At 59.8% G+C, this 21,503-nt stretch carries 11 protein-coding genes and 1 pseudogene; 8 read left to right on the top strand and 4 right to left on the bottom strand.

Going from position 1 to position 21,503, the window contains the following annotated elements; all coding sequences use genetic code 11:
• Positions 1-1,457 (top strand): outer membrane beta-barrel protein (locus tag XI04_RS04885; RefSeq protein WP_271623529.1); only part of this gene is annotated, 1,457 nt, incomplete at its 5' end.
• A 312-nt stretch (positions 1,458-1,769) separates the two neighbouring features.
• Here XI04_RS04885 and XI04_RS04880 read toward each other — a convergent pair.
• Both XI04_RS04880 and XI04_RS04875 read right to left on the bottom strand, forming a co-directional pair.
• Entirely contained in the window at positions 1,770-2,078 is a 309-nt protein-coding gene (locus XI04_RS04880) for a hypothetical protein (RefSeq protein ID WP_271623528.1), read from the bottom strand.
• A gap of 840 nt (positions 2,079-2,918) precedes the next feature.
• Complete coding sequence (locus tag XI04_RS04875; protein WP_271623527.1) at positions 2,919-3,506, bottom strand: hypothetical protein; 588 nt, start codon at positions 3,504-3,506, stop codon at positions 2,919-2,921.
• A gap of 1,707 nt (positions 3,507-5,213) precedes the next feature.
• Here XI04_RS04875 and XI04_RS04870 point away from each other — a divergent pair.
• Both XI04_RS04870 and XI04_RS04865 read left to right on the top strand, forming a co-directional pair.
• Complete coding sequence (locus XI04_RS04870) at positions 5,214-6,554, top strand: MFS transporter (protein ID WP_271623526.1); 1,341 nt, start codon at positions 5,214-5,216, stop codon at positions 6,552-6,554.
• 1,548 nt (positions 6,555-8,102) lie between these two features.
• The gene (locus tag XI04_RS04865; RefSeq protein ID WP_271623525.1) at positions 8,103-10,229 is read left to right on the top strand and encodes an NEL-type E3 ubiquitin ligase domain-containing protein; all 2,127 of its coding nucleotides are present in this window, start codon (positions 8,103-8,105) and stop codon (positions 10,227-10,229) included.
• Positions 10,230-11,006: 777 nt separating this feature from the next.
• Here XI04_RS04865 and XI04_RS04860 read toward each other — a convergent pair.
• A complete protein-coding gene (locus XI04_RS04860) occupies positions 11,007-13,220 on the bottom strand; it encodes a hypothetical protein (RefSeq protein ID WP_271623524.1) in 2,214 nt (737 codons plus the stop codon).
• A 742-nt stretch (positions 13,221-13,962) separates the two neighbouring features.
• Between XI04_RS04860 and XI04_RS04855 the strand changes: the two genes are divergently transcribed.
• From XI04_RS04855 to XI04_RS04835, 5 genes and pseudogenes are all read left to right on the top strand, one after another.
• Complete coding sequence (locus XI04_RS04855; RefSeq protein ID WP_271623523.1) at positions 13,963-14,964, top strand: metallophosphoesterase family protein; 1,002 nt, start codon at positions 13,963-13,965, stop codon at positions 14,962-14,964.
• Between the two features lie 3 nt (positions 14,965-14,967).
• Positions 14,968-15,870: pseudogene (locus XI04_RS38805) on the top strand (AAA family ATPase).
• A complete protein-coding gene (locus tag XI04_RS04845) occupies positions 15,833-16,159 on the top strand; it encodes a hypothetical protein (RefSeq protein WP_271501047.1) in 327 nt (108 codons plus the stop codon). Before XI04_RS38805 ends, XI04_RS04845 begins: the two are co-directional and overlap by 38 nt.
• A gap of 761 nt (positions 16,160-16,920) precedes the next feature.
• Entirely contained in the window at positions 16,921-18,204 is a 1,284-nt protein-coding gene (locus tag XI04_RS04840) for a cystathionine gamma-synthase family protein (protein WP_271623521.1), read from the top strand.
• Positions 18,205-18,421: 217 nt separating this feature from the next.
• Positions 18,422-19,030, top strand: a complete 609-nt coding sequence (locus XI04_RS04835) for a recombinase family protein (protein WP_271623520.1) — start codon at positions 18,422-18,424, stop codon at positions 19,028-19,030.
• A 314-nt stretch (positions 19,031-19,344) separates the two neighbouring features.
• On the opposite strand, the gene XI04_RS04830 is transcribed toward XI04_RS04835, so the two are convergent.
• On the bottom strand, positions 19,345-20,580 hold the full coding sequence (locus tag XI04_RS04830) for a cytochrome P450 (RefSeq protein ID WP_271623519.1): 1,236 nt from the start codon (positions 20,578-20,580) through the stop codon (positions 19,345-19,347).
• Between the last annotated feature and the right edge of the window lie 923 nt (positions 20,581-21,503).

The following is a 21,503-nucleotide window of genomic DNA, read 5'->3' as shown; positions in this document are numbered from 1 at the left end:
ACAATTGGCAGAATAACAGTTGGGTGTTCGGCCTCGAACTGGATGCCAGCGCAGCTGCCGCCAACGGCTCAAACACCTGCCTAGCCGCCTCCCACTGGATTGTAAGCGCAAACTGCAACGCAGGTCCCAACCTCTTTGCGACCGGGACCGGCCGCATCGGCTACGCCTTCGGCGCGCTCGGGAAGACGCTTGCCTATCTCAAGGCGGGCGTCGCCTGGCAAAACAATCGGGGCGACGTCGTCAACAACGTGGAACCGGAGGGCCAGCCACAGGAGGAAACCCATTTCGACTATGGCCGAGTTGGTGGCGTCATCGGGCTCGGTCTCGAGCAAGCCCTTACGCCTGCATGGTCGGTGAATGTCGAGTACGACTATCTGCATTTCGCCGGACCGAGTGTCGCCACCGCTTCGACGGCGCAATTATCTCCGCCTACGATTCTGCCGGCGAACACAACTAGCCTGTCCAGCAACTATCACATCGGAAGAGTTGGTCTGAACTACCACTTTGGCGTGGACCCAGGGGCCGCACCAAGGTCCGATGCGCCGTATGCGGAGTCAGCGCGCAGCGTACTACCCATTTCCTACGCGCCCGGTTGGTCCTTCGAAGGCGGCTCGCGGCTCTGGCTGAGCCGGGGACGATTCCAGTGGGATCACAGCGCAATTTTTAATAACGATGTCCTAGACCCCAGCATACTCGTATCGCGGCTCACTTATCACGGACTGGACGGGCTTTCGGGGGAGGTATTCGGCCGCGTCGACAGTCCCTGGGGAGTGTTCCTGAAGGGGAACGTTGGCATCGGAAGCTTCAACAAAGGGAAGATGAACGACGAGGATTGGGGGGTCCTGAACGAATTATACCCGTACCAAACTACACTTTCAGGTCAGTCAAATGGAAGGTTCGCATATTACACGGCGGACGCCGGTTACGATTTCCTGCGCAGCGCGAACTACAAGGTCGGTGCATTTATAGGCTGGGCCTATTACAGCCAGAGCTCAGACTCCATTGGTTGCGTTCGGATCGCCCCTCGGGATGAAGCATGTCTGAAGCCGGGCGAGGCTAGAATTATCGGTGCGGAGGATACACAATGGAATGCGCCTCGAATCGGCTTGAGCGCCGAAACTATGCTGACCAAGCGCTGGCGCCTGAATGCTGATATCGCTTACCTGCCCTGGACCGATTTCAAAGGCCGCGACTATCATCTCTTGCGAGATGAGACCACCTTTTCTGAACAATACGGCAATGGTGGCGGCGGAGTCCAAATTGAAGGCCTTCTGTCGTACTTTGTCACCAAGAATATCAGTCTAGGCGTTGGAGGCCGCTATTGGGCCATGTGGACAAACAAGGATGCCAAAGGCAGGCACTGCGAACCCGGCTGCGATCGGTGGCCGCCAACATTTGCGAAGTACAGCATGGAACGGTGGGGCACGTTCTTTCAGGCCTCTTACAAATTCAATTAAGGACCTCACTAACGAGGCTCCAAACTTCAGATTGTTAGATGCCGTTCTGAAGTTTTCTGATGACCAGTCCTCGGCGCGCAACTGAAGCCGAGGATTGGTAAGTTGCGATTGACGCTATACACCCGGTTGTTACGATTGCATATCACCCGCCTTGGACAAGGCGAGCCCAACTCTGCCCCCGAACCAAAGCTCGTCCACCAAAAAGCTCGTTGCACTAATAACAGCTCGATCTCTTGGCTCGGACGGAGCTCGCATCAAAGCCGATTGAGCACGCCCTTGCAACCGAGCTGGGATGCGCTCGATGCACGGTTTCTAAATTCCGCAGCGCGATCTTTCCTGGGCAACCGAGACCGCGGCGAGCCCCAACATCGCGTCGCCGGTGACTCCGAAATGGAGACGATAGAGCCACCAGATTGCGCAGCACCGGTCGAGATCGTACATGGCGAGCGCGCGCCTTGTTGCTGCGACCATCCGCGCCATCGGCTTCATTCCGCGTGTCATCTGGAAACCTCGACGTCTCGGGGCCAGCACTCTCCATTTGATGACTCTCAGGGCGGTGATGGCTCGCTGTCCGGCGCGTGCACCTGCAATGGATTGGGAGCTGAGATTGATGTTCGCCATGGCGTTCTTTTCCGCGTTTCGAAGCTGTTTGCGCACACCTATGTGCATGCGCTCTTTGCCGTGATCCTACTGCGAAGGTACTGCTTGCCAACGCCCAGATCTGGTAGCCAATTGGCCGGACTCCCGACCGATAAATACGCTCATGCGATCTCACCGCTACGCGAAGCCACTTGCGACAGTGGTTGCGGCTACGCGACCTTTGCTGCCAGCTGCTTGAGAATACCTCGCCGGTCTGCCAAGGCTATCTAGGCTCGCATCGGCGGGGCCTACGTCGTTTTCCGAGCACCCCCTCCAGGTCACCGGTTTCGCTACCCCACTTGCGCGGACCCAGCCGACTTCGAGCGCCGGCATGCGGCCGAGCCCGGTTTGACCGCGCATGCAATCCTTAGTCGCCTCGCGAAGCAACGCCCCGAACAGATCCGCCTGCACCACACCATCCTGCAGAGTTTGTTGGGATCGCTCAGGCAAAGCAGCCGAGACGATCATCCGGCACGGCTAAAGCTGCGGCGCTGGCCGCGTGTGATGGGCATTCCGCGCCACTCCAGTAACTTCCGATCCTGCGCGGCATGGTGCAATCCCGGACTGACGTTAGCCGGACCTACATCGATCAAGCGAAACTAACATCCCCAGATGAGGCAATACCGGGGCAATATGGCGGGGTGGGATTGACAGGCCGCCGCCACGAGACGAAACGGCCAGGATGACCGTTCATCTCGTGGGCTGCCAGTGGGCCCGAGGATGCGTACCCACTGGCGGCGCGAATAATCCACTATGGGGCGAATGTCTCTCCAGCTAAGGACAACCGAAGTGATCGCAGTCCTCCAGCCCCGCGCGATCGGTTCACCGCCCGGTTGTCTCCCGTGTAAGCCTAACGAACCCTCCTTCGGCTAATTCGGCTTTGTAGGCCCGTCCGTTAAGTAGGATTGTGGTGGAGTTATCTGCGGTCGGCATAAAACCCTCTTGGCGCAGCTTGTCCATTAGGGCAGGTGTCGCCCATTGCCGTGGTAGCGGCGTTCCAAAACGCCGGTTCTCCGTGAAGAAGGCTCCGAAGTCCGGTACCCCCGCCCGGCCGGCCCCAACCACTTGGTCCTCCGCAGGGTTAAGAACAAGGCGAACACGATTGGACTCATCCAAACCGGCCGTGTAGCGGTGACCTAGGATTTCATAAGTCATCGTCCGCTGGTCCGCGTCCGGCAAGAGACCGTGGTGGAATAGCCTATCAACCATCGCGTCAGGGGCGATTTGCGAACCGTGTGAAAACCTCTGTGGAACGGCGAATGAGACATCTACCGCTTCCTCAGGTGCGGCAGATGATGATGGTCCAGCTTCATTCATGACCTGACTGAACAACTCATGATCTTCCTGTGTCCAGACGTGTGCCGTCGGCGATTCTGGTGAATGGGCATTATCGATCGGGTTCGGATCCATAAAGCTCTCCTTCCTGTTATGAGAACAAAGGCCTCTTGAAGATCTCACCCAGGGAATGAGCTGAGTTCGTCACGAATTCAGAGATGGGTGGCTTCGTCATCGAGAGGCCAAGTTCGGATGTTAAAGAGGCTGGCTTTCGAGAAGCTGACAAAGGTCGAAGAAGGAGGATAAATCTGCGGCCGCATCTGCCACGTCCGATTCGATCATCTCCGAGCCAAGTCTCATTCCGCTTGGGCTCGCAACCGGGGCGCGGGTCTGCGTCGTGCATTGCGCACTTCGCCGTAAAGAAGGAGGTCCAGGTGATGCGGACTGCAGCCAGACCCAGTCCTGCACGAACATATCTAGTTCGCTCGCTGCCCGCGACCAGTCGTTCTGGCTGCCGCTTCGCGCCCATGCTCGGGGCCGCTAACCAGAATGGCGCCGATAGCCGCGCCAGCTCGAGAACAGACGAGAGCGGGACCCACGTGAGATTCCGGTAAGCGCGGAGTGACGTGTTCACCTGATGGAATGAAGAACGAAGTCGCCCAGACGCAAAGCAGCCGACAATCATCCCGCGTACGGGCCGAAGGTGCGGCGGTGCGGATGATACTGGGACTGCGCCTGCCGCTGCTGTGATGGGCATTCCGCGAGGTCCCGCCTCCGATCCTTCGCACCCATGATGCAACCTAGGCCTGGCAGGCCGGAGCTACATCGGTCAAGCGGAAGATACATGCTCAGGCCAGGCAATACGACTCGCCAACTATGCCGCGGCTTCTATTGACGCTCTGCGTCAGGCAGATGGCGCTCGTGTCAGGGTGTTGAAAGTGAATTCGCTCGTGTCCTGAATAAGGAAACTCGTCGCAATTCGTAGCGCGCGGTAGCGACGTCGCCGCCGAAATGTCCGCTTCCCTAAGGGTCCTTTAGCGAGGAAACGTAGGCCGCATTCGTGCTCGCCCGTCCGGGCACACGATTAGTCCTCTTACTCTGGCGTCACTAACAGCTGTCTAAGTGGTTGACCAAGATGTACAACCCTGAATTTTTGGCAACGCTCACGGAGCGACTTGGGATCGGGATCTTGGCGTCGGGGCCGAATAGCCGGGGCCTCTCGGGTGACGCCCTCGCGCAAGAGATAGCCAAGATGCGCGGGCGAGCGGCGCCGAATGCGGCTTATGACGGACGACGCGGGCCTTGATAGTCGCCAGGCGCGAGCGTCCCGCGAGCAGGCGTTCGCCCTCTTCGCCGGCGACCCCGGCCGCGACGCAAAGATGGAGCACCGATGACTGGTGGATCTTGTCCGCCGCGCGAACGACCGCCGCAGGCGCGCTGAGCGGCGGCAAGCGCCTTGGCGACAAGGGCGTGGCACGCTGACTGCTTCAGGAGCGAAAGCAAGTGGAATCGGCTGAAATGGCGCGTGACATCGCCAGTCGTGTTCGGTGCCCTCCATATTGTCGCAAACTCTCCACAGAAGCGCAATGTCTGCGGCGCCCGACAACTGTAGCAGGTTTTCATATTTGTCTTGCCGGCAGGCCAGCGATCCAGACCAAGGGTTAAGTGGCCGCGAAAGGCGGGCATTTTTATTGCAGACGTTGCCGTGAGGTTCGTCGTTACGCGCTTCAGCCTACACGTGGACAGGCGTGGCTGTGAGGACGAGCTCGGGCAAATGGAATGCAACTTTGCGCGTGGTCGAAATGTTCGGGCTAGCCATCGCGCTGCAGATTAGGTCGAGGGATGGCGAGGCAATCTACTCGAGAGAGGCCGGAGCCCGTCCGCGGTCCGGCAGACGGACGCTTGACACGCCGCGCGGTGTTGGGTGCAACCATCGGCAATATTCTCGAATTCTACGACTTCGGGACGTATAGCTTCTTCGCAATACAGATCGGTCAGGCGTTTTTCCCGGCAACCGACCAGTTCGCCAGCCTCATGCTGTCACTCGGAACCTTCGGCGCAGGTTTTGTGACCAGGCCGATCGGGGCCATCGTGCTCGGCTCGTATTCGGATCGGGCCGGTCGCCGCCCCGCGATGACCGCCAGCTTTGCCATGATGAGCGCTGCGGTCCTGTTATTGGCTCTCACGCCATCGTACGAGACAATAGGACTCGCCGCTCCGTCACTAGCTATCGTGGCACGCTTGCTGCAAGGCTTTGCTCTCGGAGGTGAGGTCGGTCCGACGACCGCCTACTTGGTGGAAGCAGCCCCCACCGAAGCCCGGGGGCTTGCTGTCTCTTTTCAGCCCGCGAGCCAACAACTAGCTGCGACGGCCGGAGCGTTGGTTGGAGAGATACTCTCGCTCACCATGACAAGCGAGGCGCTCAATGCGTACGGATGGCGCATCGCGCTGTTGCTCGGCGCCGCTACGTTGCCGTTTGGACTTTGGTTGCGCAGCGCCCTGCCCGAAACGCTGCACTGCCCCGAGGCGCCGGTTCGGGTCACCCAGCCTGTGGGGCGATCGCCTCCCGATCGCCGCATCATGAGCCTGGGATTCGTCATCTTGGCCGGCTGCACGATCACTACTTATGTTACCGGATATATGACCACTTACGCGTTGAACACCCTCCGCGTTTCCGCGCCTCTCGCCTTTGGTACTACGCTCATCAGCAACACGGTGGGCATCGCTGCAGCACTGCTGGGCGGCCTGCTCGCCGACCGCGTAGGCCGTCGACGTATCATGATATGGCCGCAGGTCGCTGCACTGCTCATGACGTATCCGGTATTCTTGTGGATTGCAGAGAGCCGCAGTGCCTTCGCACTTCTAGGAGGTCTCAGCGTCCTCACCCTGATCGGAACGATTTCGTATAGCGCCTTCTACGTGAGCATGGCCGAAGGTTTGCCCAGGCACATTCGTGGTGGCGCCTTCGCGACAATCTACGCTTTTGCGACAGCGATTTTTGGAGGCACAGCTCAACCGATCGTCACCTGGCTCATCCACCTTACCGGAAGTGCACTCGTGCCCGCCTGGTACATGCTTTTCGCGGGCGCAGCCGCGCTCTGTGCCATGTTTATGATGCCGGAAACGGCCCCACTCAATTCCGACCATAGCCGGACGTCCGTAGCGCCACGACCGTTACCCTAGCCATACCCGAACAGCTAAGGATGACATCTATGATGTCCGAAATGCGAAACATCGAGCCGGGACGGCTATCGGAGCATAGCACGGAAGAACAATCTATCCTGAAGATTGGAGCAGCTTTACATTGATCAGGGGCTCCTGTCCGAATCCAGCGTCGCCGTCTGAATAACTTGTGCCGTTTACGCAATCTTCGCCGATACGACAGTTACGGATTGGCGGACATCAACAAGTGTGTAACGAAGGCGTCACTCTGGTCATCTAGAGAACAAGAAGGCGCGGCTTGTACCATCTGCCAGCCCAACCGTACGGCATGAGGATGCGACCGCTGTCGGAGCAGCGGCCGCACGAGGCTCGATCCTCATTCTCTGCTTGACATGTCCCCCGTTGTCAGTGCCGAACGCACGAGGGATCGGTCAAGCAGAAGAACAAATCACAGATACCATTTAACGGGTCATCCACGCACTCAGGATATGATGTATCGGCTACCGGAGCACTTGCCGCAACCGGCTGCGCGGCAGCTTTTGCAGCAAAAGGAGGCACCACCGCCGTTGCAAGCGCGAGTGCGCTCGCGGTCACTAACACAGATTTTTTCATTCGAGACATCGCTTCCTTAGGTTAGCCCCAACCGCTCTCGACGGTCTATATGACGACGCTCCAAATCGTAAAATTGATTTTCTCGATCAGATCTATCGACCGAACGGATGAGTTCGGGCATCACCGTATCGCTCTGTCTACTCGCTTGGCACCTGCAGACCCGCTTTATGATCGAACGCTCGACGTGCCTGCGTCCGTGCATTTCCGGGAGCACCCGACAAGAGAGTGTTGTTGAATCTGAGTCGTATCGTCCGGATCAGGCCACAGTCGGTTGCATGGTGTCGACACATGTGTCCGAACGCACTTGCGTCAAAATTGGTCGGGCAATTGTTCATCACCAAGAGAGAGGACCGCGAAAGCCGCTTACCAATTCTCTGGTTCGGCTGCGCTGCAGGCCAAAAGGCAAGGCTTCGACGCAGTCGACCGCGGGGCATGCTAGGCACCGAGCGCGACGACATTCCGGGCCAGAACGTGCCATTGGCCGCGATATGCGTCGACGCAGGCCCTTTCCCGATCCTGTAAGACTAGTCAGGCGAGGAGCGAAGAGGCGAGGGTGACGATGAGCGCATTTCGGCTGAACTCATCTCAGCCATTGGCAGCAGGCATCTAGCACAGCTGCAAGGGCTCTAGCGATGAGACTAGTCAGCTTCTCGACAGCTCAATGTCCTAGGTTGAAAACACCTCGAACCAGACAACAAGGCTCGACCTTGATCAGCTCAACCTGGAAGAGGAGAAGCAGCCGATCCCCCTCAAGATGGCGAGCCTTTCGAGGATTAGATCCGTGCGGGCATCTCGCCGTCTTTGGTGCGCCGGATCGGCCAGCATGTTCGGCCCTCCAGGTTGGACCGCGCTCCATGATTGCCCGCTTCTTCTTCGATATCCTCACAATGAAAGACCGGCTTTGTGGAAGCGGCGCTCCAGCGCATTTTCTTCATTTTGCCATAGGGGGCGACAACAATGAATACAAATCGGACGCAGCTTGACAGCGACGGCTTTTTCTCAGTTTCTGGCTCCGAAGCGTCCCAATCCGAGGCCTCAGAACCCGGCACTCCCGTTGCGGCGCATTGGGACGAGGCTTTGACGGACGCGCGGCCGTCCGCTCCCACTGCGGCAGGGCCGCAGGGCCAGGTTGTGGACGCGCGGGCGGCTGATGAGGGGCAAGACGAAGACGAGAACCGCCAAACTGCCATTACCCAAACGAGAGCTTTGCCGGAGAACGGTAGTGCGGCGCTAAATCTCTCCTCCCTCTCCCTGACGGCATTGCCCGCCGCCCTCCCGCCCGAGCTTCAGGTCTTTAACGCGAGAGACAATCAATTGGCGAGCTTGCCCGCACTTCCTGAGGGCCTCCGCGTGCTCAATGCAGCGCGCAATCTGCTGACCAGCCTGCCGGCCGACCTGCCATCCCGGCTCCGGTCCCTGATCATCGGCGAAAACTCACTGACAAGTCTGCCTGCCCTTCCGGCAACCCTTCGGGAACTCAGCGCTTACAGCAACCACCTAACCAGCTTGCCTGCGCTTCCAGCCGGGCTGCGGAGCCTGGTCGTCGATAATAATCAATTGACCAGTCTGCCTGCTCTTCCAACAACGCTTGAGGAGCTCTACGCTGCAAGCAACCACCTGACCAGCTTGCCCGATCTTCCAGCCGGGCTGCGGAGCCTGGTCGTCGATAATAATCAATTGACCATCCTGCCCGCTCTTCCAGCAACGGTTGAGGAGCTCCATGCTGCAGGCAACCAGCTGACCAGCTTGCCTGACCTTCCAGCCGGGCTTCAGAACCTGGACGCCGGTGACAATCAACTGGCCAATCTGCCCGCGCTTCCGTCAACGCTCCGGGATCTTGTCGCGCCAAGCAACCAGCTTACCAGCCTGCCCGATCTTCCAGCCAGCATTGAAAGCCTGGTTCTCGATTCCAATCAGCTGACCGAACTGCCTGAGCCGCTCCCGTCGGCGATCGAATTGTTAACGGCCAGCGACAATCAACTGGTCCGGCTGCCGGAACTCCCCGCTTCCCTCGAAGTACTTGATGTTAGCAATAATGGGCTGACGGACGTACCGGCGAGCCTTCTGCAGCTAGCCAGCGATGCGGCCCTCGATTTGACTGACAATCCGCTGCGGGAGGGGGTTCAGAGCAATCTACTGAGAGCAAGGAGTGCTGCGGACTATGCCGGCCCGCGAATTCTTTTCTCGTTGAGCGAAGACGCAATGGAACCTACGCCCCGGCCGCTGCACGAGGTTGTCGCAAACTGGTTTGGGCACGACCTAGCCATGATCGCAACATGGCAAAGCTTCGCCGACGAGCCTGGCGTGCGGGACTACGCTCGTTTCCTTGACCGGCTTGCCGGCACCGTGAACTACGGCAATAGCGAATTCCGGCAGGCCGTGGTCGAGGATCTGCGGCAGGCAGCGGCGAGGCCTCGACTGCGGGAGTTGTTTTTCCAGTTGGCCTCCGATGCATGCGCGAGCTGTCAGGATCGGATCACTTTGGCCTGGAACGGGATGCAGACTGCACGTCTGAACGCCGACATCGAGGACGGCCTGTACGACGATCGGCTCGCCGAGTTGCTCCAGCATGCCCGCGTCATGTTCCGGTTGGAGGCGCTAGACGGAATAGCGCGCCAGGAGGTCAATGTCCTTCGTCACTCCAGACCGGTCGACGAGACCGAAGTCTATCTCGCCTACCAGACCCAATTGCGCGATCCACTGGAGCTGCGACACGTCGCCCCCGACATGCGCTTTTTTTCCGTCTCTGGCGTCACCCGCGCCGACGTTGAGAGGGCCCTGGCAACGGTGCGGCAGCAGGAAACGATAGGTTTTGCGGACTATCTAGCGACGCGCTGGCAACCTTGGGAAACGGTGCTGAGGCGCATTGCCCCCGAAGAGCACGCAGCAATGGACGATCGGCTCATCGATGCGATGGGCGAGGAGTTTCAAATTCGGCTGAACCAACGGCTCGCCGAAGTGAGTCTTGCGGGCGATGCTGACGCCGAGCGGATAATCGGACCTCAAATCGTCAACGAGATCGCCCGCGAGATCAAAATCGAGGTGATGCACCGGGTGCTTAGGGCGCACGGCATCGAGCTGTAAGAGATCGGGCAGATCCGTCATACCGATTGCGGTCGTGAGCTCGTGGCCATCACTCAATTCCCCAAAGCTGATCGAGCGACCGAGCCTGCTCTTCCGCCGATGCCAACGTTGCTAAGCTCGTGGGCGACTGAAAAAGCAGGGAAATGACTGACCATACGCCGGTCTACTGAAATTGCCTCCGCGCCGCTCGGCGCCATTGCAGTTGAAACGAAGAAGCTCCGACTTACTCGAGCGCTCAATGAACAACGACAAGCCCCAGCATCTTTTGGGGGCCAAGGAGGCGCGATGCTGGGGCCGTCGTAGCCTAATGCAAGAGCAGCAAATAGGCCGCGTTATTGTGCGCCGCCCGATTTGATTCGTCAAAGCGGCCGGGACGCTCAGCTCCCGTACATCCAGACCATCCGCGGTCGGTTGAAGCTCGCCGGCAGAGTTTGCGCGCCAGTTCGCCGCGGGCAGGCAGGTGAAAGCACTGTGACATCCGGGCGTATCGCCGCCGGCATCAGGTATCTTTCCCGCCCGCAATCGTCAGCGGCCCAGCTTCTCGCCTGAGCGCCGAAGTTCGCCACCGCAGGAAATGGCAGCTTGCTTGTGCGACGACCGACATCCTCCGGATCGCCAGCCGATAACCCTTCCGTAAGCAGTGTTCTCTCCCGGGCTCCATCCTTGTGTAAGCTGGACCCCGACGAGGCTCGGCGCAGCTCAGGCGATCCGCCGAGCCGGTCCGAAAGGCATGAACTCTGAGGCCGAACGGCTCACCGGCGCAAGACAACCAGCTCACTAGATCCCCAGTCGAGCCATCTGAGCTGAAGCGTGCTCGGGGTCGGGAAGGGGCTGCCACGGCTGGCCAGCGGCGGTGCTCAACAAGGACCTACAGAACGCAGGAGTGAGCTTGCCGCGGTGGATCACGACGTTCTCGTGCCCCTCGGCGGCTCGAGCGTTCTGCCAGTGCTGATTGTAGCCGCGCTGCTCGTCAGACTTCACGTGGCAAGCGGCGAATTCGCGATCGCCCAGCGCTGCCAATTGCCAGGCATGTACCGGCCGCTTGGTATGGATGTGTACCCACATCGGCCTTGGCGTCGCGCCATTGCTCAGCGCCATGGGCTGTAGCTTCATTTCGAACAGCGTCCCTGGCTCTCCCTTCAAGGCGCGAGGTGGATCCACTGACGCCAGTTCCCCCGCTGCCCGTAACTGTGCAAGGTATTTCTGCGATGGAAACGCATAGGTCTTCATGCAATCGCTCGTGATTGCTGCCTTTCGCGCGCTCAATGACTTTGCCTGCCCCTGAACCTCGGACCCCATCCTTTGAAGCCGGACTATCTTTTCGTGCACTTCGGGCACCTGCGCAGCCGTGAGCAGGCCCCGTCGGCGAGGCTCCTCCAGCGCGACTACACAGGCCTCAATCTCGGAGGACTGCGTCTGCAAGCGCTTGATCACGCGATTCAGGACATGTTCGGCGTCCTCGGGCTTCATCTGGCGCGCTTGCGAGACGGCGCTTTGCTGTGCCCGCAGATCGAACTGCAGCAGCTCGTCCAATCGCTCAAGTAATCCCGGCAGTGCTTTCCTGGAGGGCGGAGCCTGCCACATCTGGAGGTGATCGGTCGCAGCAGATGACGCAGCTGCCTCCTCCGGCGTGGCGAGTTTCTTCGTACCGAGATCCGAGAGCACGATGACCTTTCCCGTCGCGGCCCCGGCGGCATCGGGCCTGGCGAGTTGCGGCTCGGGCGGGCTGGCCGTCGAACTCCCCTCGCCCGCGGCTGCTCCGCGCCTTGCTTTGCCCTTTCTGGGTACTGGAGTGCCTTCACCCACCAGCGCCGTGTTTTCTGGCAGCGCAGCCCAAGCCGGCGGTTCAATCGTCACTTCCGTCTTTGGCTGCAATGCCAGCAGCCGCATGACGTCGTTCGCCGTCACCCAAGCACCGTCCACGATCTCGCCCAGCAACTGCAAAGCAAGGTCAGCTTCCGTTCCAGCCTCCCTCAGGGGGTCAAGCATGCCCCTCAGTTGGGATGCAAATTCCGAAAGCCGTTCCATGACGCCTTCCAGAACGGCGCGGTGCTCGGCGTCGAGCACCGCTCCCCCGCGAACGGCCTCGCCCGTCGAAATAAATGCCGGAAAAACATCTTCAACAAAGGTCCCGAGCAGACGCACCTGCCCGCTCTCGTCCATGAGGGCGGCTCGCACGTCAGGTGCTAACGTGCTCGCTCGCGACTCAATCAAGAGTCGCGCTAGAGCGATCCGCGATTGCAGATACATGCACCCGGTATTGAGCGCCCAGCCCGTATTGAGCCTGAGTTGGGCCTCTTCGGCCTTGCGCATCTCGGGCGTGCTGCTTGGCAAGTGGGCGGTAGCCGCACAGACTGACTGCATCCGCTCGAAGCGCAGCGCCTTCTTTCCCCAGCAGTCCATGCAGGCAACATACTGGTTCGCGACGCCCGCAACGACGCGGCTCAGCTGGTCGGGCGGAGCGGTGTCTTTGACCTTGTCGAGCAGGGCTTCTGCTTTCTTTCTCTTGTTCTCAAGTGGGTAAAGAATCCGGGTGGCCACTTCGTTACATTGGTTGCCCGCATCCAGCGTGTCGTCGCGGAGCCGGCGAGCCTGATCGTCGGGCAGGATACGACGCGCCAAATTGGCAGGCAGATTCGCGTAATACTCCAGAACTGTCGAGCCTGCTTCGACCACTCGATCGATCAGCTCTTGCGCCTCTTCCAAGTTGCAGCGTTGCGTGGCCGCTCGACGGCAAGTTTCAAACTTCTCAAGCAGGCTGTCCAAATTTCGCTTTGCTGCCTTGATCTCATTGCGGGTTGGCGCCGCCACATCTGAAGCCGCAGTTCTGTCTTGAGGCCCAGAGCGCATCCGCTCCAGGACGGCATCGAAGGATTGACCGCGTTCCCCAGGGAAGAGACCAGGCCCCAGGCTCGAACGGCTCAATTCCCCGGCGCTGTCCGCTCCCGCCGCCTCACCCTGTGATGGATCAGCTCGGCCAATACCTTTCATACTTCATCTCCGAATAGTCGTGAGTGCGCAGCCTATCTGGATAGGCCGCCTAGCTGACGACTAGCTGACCAAGAGCATTCATCGGGATGCACAAGAAATAAGATCCCGCCTTGAGTTCCACTTCAGTCGCAGCGTGGTCGTGTTGCTGAACTAGCGCATCAGTGCCGGTGTGATCAGCTGAGACGTGACCGGCGCCCGACCTGCCCTACCCACGGGATAGTCCCAGCCCGAACGCCTTGGCTCTGTGCACGCGAGCTGGGCCAAGTCATCCCAAACGCTATAGAGAAACCAGGAGGGCGCTCGCCTCCTGAAGGCCGATTTTTGGCCAAGCAGAAATGGCCAGCGTATGTCGATCGGCAGACCTGCGCTCGCAACACGCATCCCGCTATCCAGTAAACACACTTCGACCGAAGAGCTTACCAAGTCACCAGCCATACACGGGTGTGGCGAGACGCCGGAGGCGATCAGCAACAACATTTTGCCCGTCCGAACTGAGCAGAATCAACGTTGCGCAACTCCCCTCAAACTATATCTCGCCAGAGCCGGGGCCGCCGCCCAGGCCGGCTAAATCACACTCATAGGAAGGTGGCAGCAAGCGTACCGAGCAACCGAGCGTCACCCCGATCAGCGGAGGGTGTCCGCACGTCTGCTCCGCTACCAGAATAGCTCCCACTATTTCGCAGCAATGATCCAGATATTCTTCAGATGCATGTGGCGAAGCGCTTATCTGAATATGAGGTAGATGCCCCGAAGGGTATCAGGAGACACTTCGGCCACAGGAATTGCCAAATTACTGCCGGTCTTCCCCAGGGACCTTGAGGTAATCAACTCGGGGAATATCCAAATCGCTTCTCTAAGGAGGCTCGCTGCAACCCGCTACAATCTTCAGCATCAATTCATCGGTGCACCCGAGAGCCTGCTTGGCAGGTACAAGCCGGCTATCGAGGGGGCGGTGAACATCGGCGTGTTGCACCCCAACCTCGGCGGTGCGCTAGGCCACGACCTCTATTCTCCCTGCACCATTGCTGATCTGACCGCCACGGGCTTTCGCTATTGGGCGCTCGGCCATGTACACATGCGTTCGGCCGTCGAAGGGGCGTGGGCCATTGTGATGCCGGGCACGCCGCAGGGCCGGGACATCAGCGAGGCTGGCCCGAAATCCGTGACGCTTGTGACCATCGAGGACGATCGCTCGATTCACATCGAAGAGCGCACCACCAGCATCTCGCAGTTCGAGCGCGTTCTGGTGGATGCGAACGGAATAGAAGACTGGCGCGAGCTAGTGTCTGCCATATCGCGTGCCTTAGAAAGGAAGCGCAGCGGGGTTAGTTCAGATCGTCTCGTCGCGCGCGTTAGGATAGAGGGAGTAACTCCGTTCGCTTGGCGGATTCGCTGGGACACGGATCTGCTGAAGGCGGAGGCGGACGACAGGGCCTCGGTCATCGGGACCTGCTGGGTTGAGAAGCTGGAGATCCTCTGCCGTCCGACCGACCGGTCGGAGGAGCCATCCGAGGACCCGCTTTTCGAGCTCCACCGCGTGATCGAGGAGGACATACTCGCCTCCGACGCCTTTCAGAACGAACTCGTTGGCATGGCTGAGGAGATAAGAGCGCAGCTCCCCCCGGAAATCCGCGACACCTTCGGGGTTGACGAGGTGTCGTTTCGGGAGGCGCTCACGCGCATGGAGCGTGACGGAGCGGAAAGCGTGATGGCGCGCCTTAAGCCTGCCGGACAGGGCGGCTAAGACCTGCGCCTGCGCAGCCTCGACCTTACCCGGTACGGGAAATTCGCCGACCACAGTATCGATTTCGGCGAGCGGCCCACCGATCAGCCGGACCTACATGTCATCTACGAACCGAACGAGGCTGGCAAATCGACCGCCTTTACTGCGTCTCTCGATTTGTTGTTCGGAATTGCGACGCAGAGTCCGTTTCGCTTTTTTCCATCCCTTTTCCACCAAGCGGATTGGCGGAACACTGGAGTTCGGTGCCGAAAAGCGGGACTTCGCGCGCATCAAACTTCCGCACAACAGCCTGCTTGACGCCGACGATCGCCCTATCCCGGAAAGCGCAATTCGCGGCGACTCAGGGGCATCGACCGTGACGCCGATCGCACCATGTTCTCGCTCGACGACGAGACGCTCGAGAAGGGTGGCGAAAGCATTCTAGCAAGTAAGGGCGATCTCGGAGAATTGCTGTTTTCTGCGAGCGCAGGCCTTGCTCATCTCAGCCAAGGGCCCATCGATCTCAGGAGCGAGGCAGATGGCTTCTACAGATTGCGGGCACGCAGCGGCGCGCTCGTGGACCTCAAGACACGGCTCGTGGAGCTGAAGGCAGAGCGGGAGAAATTCGACCCTCCGGCCTCGGATCACGGGCGGCTCGTTGAAACTAGGGATCGGTGCAAGGCGCATTATGATGAGGCCGACTCCGAACGCACCCGCACTCGTGACGCATTGACGAGATCCAGCGCCATCTCGCCGCAATGCCACGGCTTGTGGCACTGCGCGGCATCCGCGCGAGCCTCGCTCCGCTTGCGGATGTACCCGAGGCCCCACCTGGCTGGACGAGTGAGGTGCCCGGTTGCAGAGGGAGGAGATCGAGCTCGGCGTCCAGATGGACGCCATCAACGACGAAGTCGGCCGGCTTGCTGAAGAGATCGCGTCGATCGTGGTGAACGAGGCTGCCCTGCGGCTCGCCGAACGCATGGAACGGCTCGCTGAACTGCGAGCACGCCATGTGACCGCGGAGAAGGATGTTCCCGAGAGGCGGCTGCAACTTCGTGAGGTCGACCGCGCCATTTCGGTAATCCTGCAAAGGGTCTTTTCAAGGGTTAATTTGCCGACGGCCGCAACCGCTATCGCGCCGCCGTCGAGACCGGCACCGATTGCCCGACGCGCAACTATTACGGTGACAATCTGCTGGGATACCTCATCAGCCTGAACTTGAAGCGTTGAGACCTCGCCGAGAGGCCGCGCGCGATGTGTGCGGCGCGGGCAGCCTAACAGTTCAGGGAGCGACAGGGGGCGGCCGCGCAGACCAAGGGGGCGGTGGCACGGCGAGGAGAAAATCAGGCGCCTCCACGCGGATACGTCCCTGTCTTATGGTGATCGCGCCGAAATGGTCGCGCAGCTTCAGGCAGGCGCAACCATCACCGCCTTTCCAATTCCGAGTCGCGACTCGTGATAGCTTCTTCGTCAGCTTACCGACAGGTAAATGCTTCAGAGGTTACAACGTATCATACGTGGATTTGGTCTACTCAGTCCTGGCAAGGGAGTATGGAATGCATCCTTTTGAGGCAGGACAGATTCTGCGCGGTCGAGGATGCCAAGCGAGAATTAGGTCGAGGTCCGTAAGGAAATTGCCCGCGAGATCAAGGGCGCTCTAAGGGATAGGGTACTCAATGATTACGGCCTCAGGCTGTGAAGCAGCCTTTGACTTGAGGAGGCTGAAAATTCGCATGAGACCTAGCGATGTACATCAGACTGCGGAGCGCCGGCTTAGAGACCGGCGCATTGCTCAGGTGAGCGGCTAGAATTAGTGCAAGTAGCCGTGAGAGTGGAGCTCTCTTCCCCGATGCCGCAACTGCGCGAAAACCGCCGGAAGACAAGGATTCCAAAAGGCCGGGGTCAATTTCGTGACCACCGCCGTTTACCACCGATAGGCGCGCAACGCGCGGTAAGCATCAGAACAGCCAGGCAGCCATGGTAAAACCGTTCCCGTCGAAGACTCACATCGGCAATCATATGCTGCATCCGGAAACCCTGATGCTGACCTATGGCTATGATCCGCAACTGTCCGAGGGCGCGATCAAGCCGCCGGTGTTCCTGACCTCCACCTTCGTGTTCAAGACCGCCGAGGACGGCCAGGATTTCTTCGACTATGTCGCCGGCCGACGCGAGCCGCCGGAAGGCATGGGCGCCGGCCTGGTCTATTCGCGCTTCAACCATCCCAACAGCGAGATCGTCGAGGACCGGCTCGCGATCTACGAACGCACCGAGAGCTGCGCGCTGTTCTCATCCGGCATGGCGGCCATCGCAACCACGATCCTGGCCTTCGTTCGCCCCGGCGATGTCATCCTGCACTCGCAGCCGCTCTATGGCGGGACGGAGACCCTGCTGACGAACACGCTCGCGCGTCTGTCGATCGGCGCCGTCGGCTTTGCCGACGGCATCGACGAGACGGCAGTCGAGCACGCCTCGCAGGAGGCGATGCGCAAGGGGCGGGTTTCGATGATCCTGATCGAGACGCCCGCCAATCCGACCAACGGCCTCGTCGACATCGCCATGATTCGCCGCATTGCCGATGCCATCGGCAAGGCGCAGGGACACACGCCGATAATCGCCTGCGACAACACGCTGCTCGGGCCGGTGTTTCAGCGGCCGATCGAGCATGGCGCGGATGTTTCGCTGTATTCGCTGACGAAATATGTCGGCGGCCATTCCGACCTGATCGCGGGCGCCGCGCTCGGATCGAAAGCGATCATGAAGGGCATCAAAGCGCTGCGCGGCGCCATCGGCACCCAGCTCGATCCGCATTCCTGCTGGATGATCAACCGCTCGCTCGAGACGCTCAGCCTGCGGATGGAGAAGGCCGATGCGAATGCGCGGCTCGTGGCGGACTTCCTGCGCGACCACCCGAAGGTCGCCAAGGTGCACTACCTCGGTCATCACGAGCAGGGCTCGCTCTCGGGCCGCGTGTTCGCGCGGCAATGCCTCGGCGCGGGATCGACTTTCTCGTTTGACATCGTCGGCGGCAAGGAGGCGGCGGTGAAATTCCTCAACGCGCTGCAGATTCTCAAGCTGGCGGTGAGTCTCGGCGGCACGGAATCGCTCGCAAGCCTGCCGGCGACGATGACCCATTCCGGCGTTCCCGCCGACATCCGCCAAAAAATCGGCGTGCTCGATTCCACGATCCGGCTGTCGATCGGCATCGAGAACCCGTCGGACCTGATCGCCGATCTCGCGCAGGCGCTGAACGCGGCTTGAGCGCGGGAATCAACGCGGATTGGACGCGCGGCACGCTGACATGATCGCCGCCGCGACCTCATTGCTCTGCGCGCACGAGAGCTGCCGCACGAGGCAGACGTAATAGCCCTTGCTCGATGCGTTCAGCAGGAAATCGCCAGCAGGCCGTCAATCTCACTCGACTTCGAGCCATTCGGAGACGGCGCGACCCGTGCGCCAGTTACAATGCACAAAAGATATGAACGAAGGTAGCGCCCAAAATCGTCTCGTTGGATACGCCCGTGTCAGCACCACAGGGCAGACCCTCGACGGCCAGCTGGCCCAGTTGAAGGCAGCGGGGTGCGATCCGATTTTCAAGGACACAGCCGGTGGTGCCCTCGTCGATCGCAAAGAGCTGCAGCGCATGCTTGCCAAGTTGGAGCCTGGCGACGCGGTGACGGTCACTCGCATCGACCGCTTGGTGCGGTCTTTCTTCGATCTGTTTGCAATTGTTCAGCGCATCAACGATAGCGGCGCCGTGCCCTCTATCGCGGAGCCTTGGGCCGATACAGGCACCAGCACCGGCCGCATGATGCTGGCCGTCATGGCGGGCATGGCCGACGCGGAGCGCGACCTGATCCGCACCCGACGGCGGAAGGCAGAGCCAGGGCGACCGCCCGAGGCCAGCACATGGGCCGCCCGCCGAGGCTCACGCCGGAACAGAAGCGCGAGGCCTTGGTCCGCCGAGAAGCTGGCGAGGCCCTGGCCGAGATCGGCCGCAGCTACAACGTCAACCGGTGACCATCACGAGGCTCAAACCATGACCGGCTTCGAAATTGCTGGCGCGGTTCTTAAGCCGGTCTACTAAATGTTTCAGATCGTTCGCGGCCTTTTAACCGGCAGGAAGGATGCCGGCGTCCACGGTTCCGGCTATCCAAGTCAACCCGGAGACGCGGCATCGGAGTTGCTGTTCAGGCCTTTTCGGCATCTCAGGCGTTTGCAAGTCGAGACGTGCGCCTGACATGTCGCTTCTCACGGGGACTTCAAGCGTCTGCCCGGTCGATGAGTAGCCTATTGCAAATGCTTCGCGTTGATCGAGCCATCTGCACAGCTTGAACAAGATAGTTCAGATCAATCCACCCCGACCGCGCACCGGCGGCCGGGGACTGGCGCGACCAGGGCCTACGCTTCAATCCGCACGGGGAGAGCCGAATAGCCGTGCACAAAGTTAGATGCAATTCGCTCGGGTTCGCCGACGATCACGATCTCCAGTCTCGCATCCAAAATCTCTTCCCAGAGGACTCTCAACTGCAGTTCCGCAAGATGTCGACCAAGACAGCGATGGATTCCGAATCCGAACGAGAGGTGCTGCCGTACATTCTTCCGGTCGATCACGAAACTGTTGGCGTTCTCAATGATCTCTTCGTCTCTGTTGCCGGAGATGTACCACATGACGACCTTGTCGCCTTTCCGGATCTGTTTTCCGCCTACGATGCTGTCGACCGCGGCAGTGCGGCGCATATGCGCGATCGGTGTCTGGTATCGGATAATCTCGGACACGGCGCTCGAGACCAGCTTGGGATTGTCGGCTAGTTTTCGCAGTTCGGAGGGGTACTGGCTCATGAACAGGAGGCCACCGGTAATCGAGTTGCGCGTTGTATCATTTCCCCCAACGATCAACAGAATCAGATTCCCGAGAAACTCACTCGGCTTCATATGGCGTGTGACGGGCGAATGCGCCATCAAGGAAATCAGGTCGAGGCGCGGCTCGGCATTAATGCGCTCGTTCCAAAGCCCTGTGAAATAGTCCAGACATTCTGATAAGATTGTGCCTCGCTGGTCCCAGCTGTCGATCGCATGGCCTGCTTTTGGAGTCGTAACAGCTACGTCTGACCAATAGGTCAGTAGTCGCCGGTCCTCAAATGGAAAGTCGAAGAGCGTAGCGAGCATTTGCGTCGTCAACTCTATCGAGACCATGTCTACCCAATTGAAGGCTTCATTGCGCGGCAAGCCATCGAGAATCGCCCTGACCCGAGAGCGTATCAAGGTTTCGAGCTTCGTCAGGCTTTCCGGTCCGACGATCGGGCTCACGGTATTGCGCTGCTCGGTGTGCTTGGGAGGCCCCATCTTGATGAAACTCTGGGTCCAGTGCTTATCAGGCACGTCGACAATAGTGATACCTTGCTCTGATGAGAATGCTTTGTGGTTTGTGTCTACCGCTACGATGTCCCGATACTTCGTCACGGACCAATATGGACCATGAGGGCTGTCTTTGCAGTAGTGAACGGGATCTTCTCTTCGCAGCCGGTCAAAGAAACCCCATATGCTGTCGTCTTGAAAGCGCCTGCCTGCGCTTACATCCAACTCGCTCAGCGGGATAATGTCATCTGCTTCATGATCTTCTGATCGCCTGCTCATGATCATCTCCGCAGATTTTGCTCCCGAGAGGTTACAGATCTAGGGTCACGATTCACCGTTTCGCGCTGCCGTGAGCGTTTGGCTGCGACGGGCCGCCCAACCAGACTATCTCAAAGCGCGGCTGGCCTAGCCCTACCATGTCGGGCAGTAAGGATCGCATTGACTTTCCGACCCGATCTACTCAATCAGTGAGAGCTGTCACCACGAGTTGGACGAGGGCTGCGCGAAAGCCAACATCCATCGAATACACACTCCCAAGCTAGCCAGCCTTTTTGCGACCTCTCACTGTCGTTTCGAGCCCAGGGAGACCGATTGAGGCGGCTCGGCAGTCTGCCGCCCATCTGGTGATCTTGGCCGAGGCAACCCAAGACGGCGAAGCTGGAGGCGGCAATCTTTCCGTCGCTTGGATAGTAGTTCCCGAATTGGGGTGTCCTGTGGGGTAACCTGAGAAAGAGGGGGTGCGAGGAGGCTCTGAAATGCGGACGCAAGCAGGTGCAGGTAAGGTCCGCAGCTCTGCAAGTTGAGCGCCGGTGAGGCTTCAAACCTGATGCGGTGTCCGCCTGTGGAAGGCTCGGACACTGTAAAATGGAGGCTGAAGCCTTGCACCGAAACGCTGCAGAAGCCGTTTCGGCCTGGGAACGCGGGAGGCGGGGCAAATCGGAGCAACCGCGCAGGACGGAGCGCCGTCCCGACTAGTCGCCGAAGCCAAACGCCTTCGCGACAAGGTCGAGCAGCAAAACCTGGGGCAGCCCGCCCGAGGCAAATGTGCGAACAGCACGTCAGTGTGAGATCGGTGCTAAAATGCGCCGATACGCTGAGATCTCCCGCCCCATGATCAAGTCGAGACCTTTTCCCGCCTAGATAGATGTGTTAGGTTACCCTCTCTTTAATAGTGGAGGAAGTGATGAGCCATGACCGGATCG

Source organism: Bradyrhizobium sp. CCBAU 11430 (assembly GCF_028128855.1).
In the GTDB taxonomy this organism is placed as follows: Bacteria; Pseudomonadota; Alphaproteobacteria; order Rhizobiales; family Xanthobacteraceae; genus Bradyrhizobium; species Bradyrhizobium ottawaense.
The sequence above is the reverse complement of the archived record's forward strand: the minus strand, read 5'-3'. Positions and strand labels throughout refer to the sequence as shown.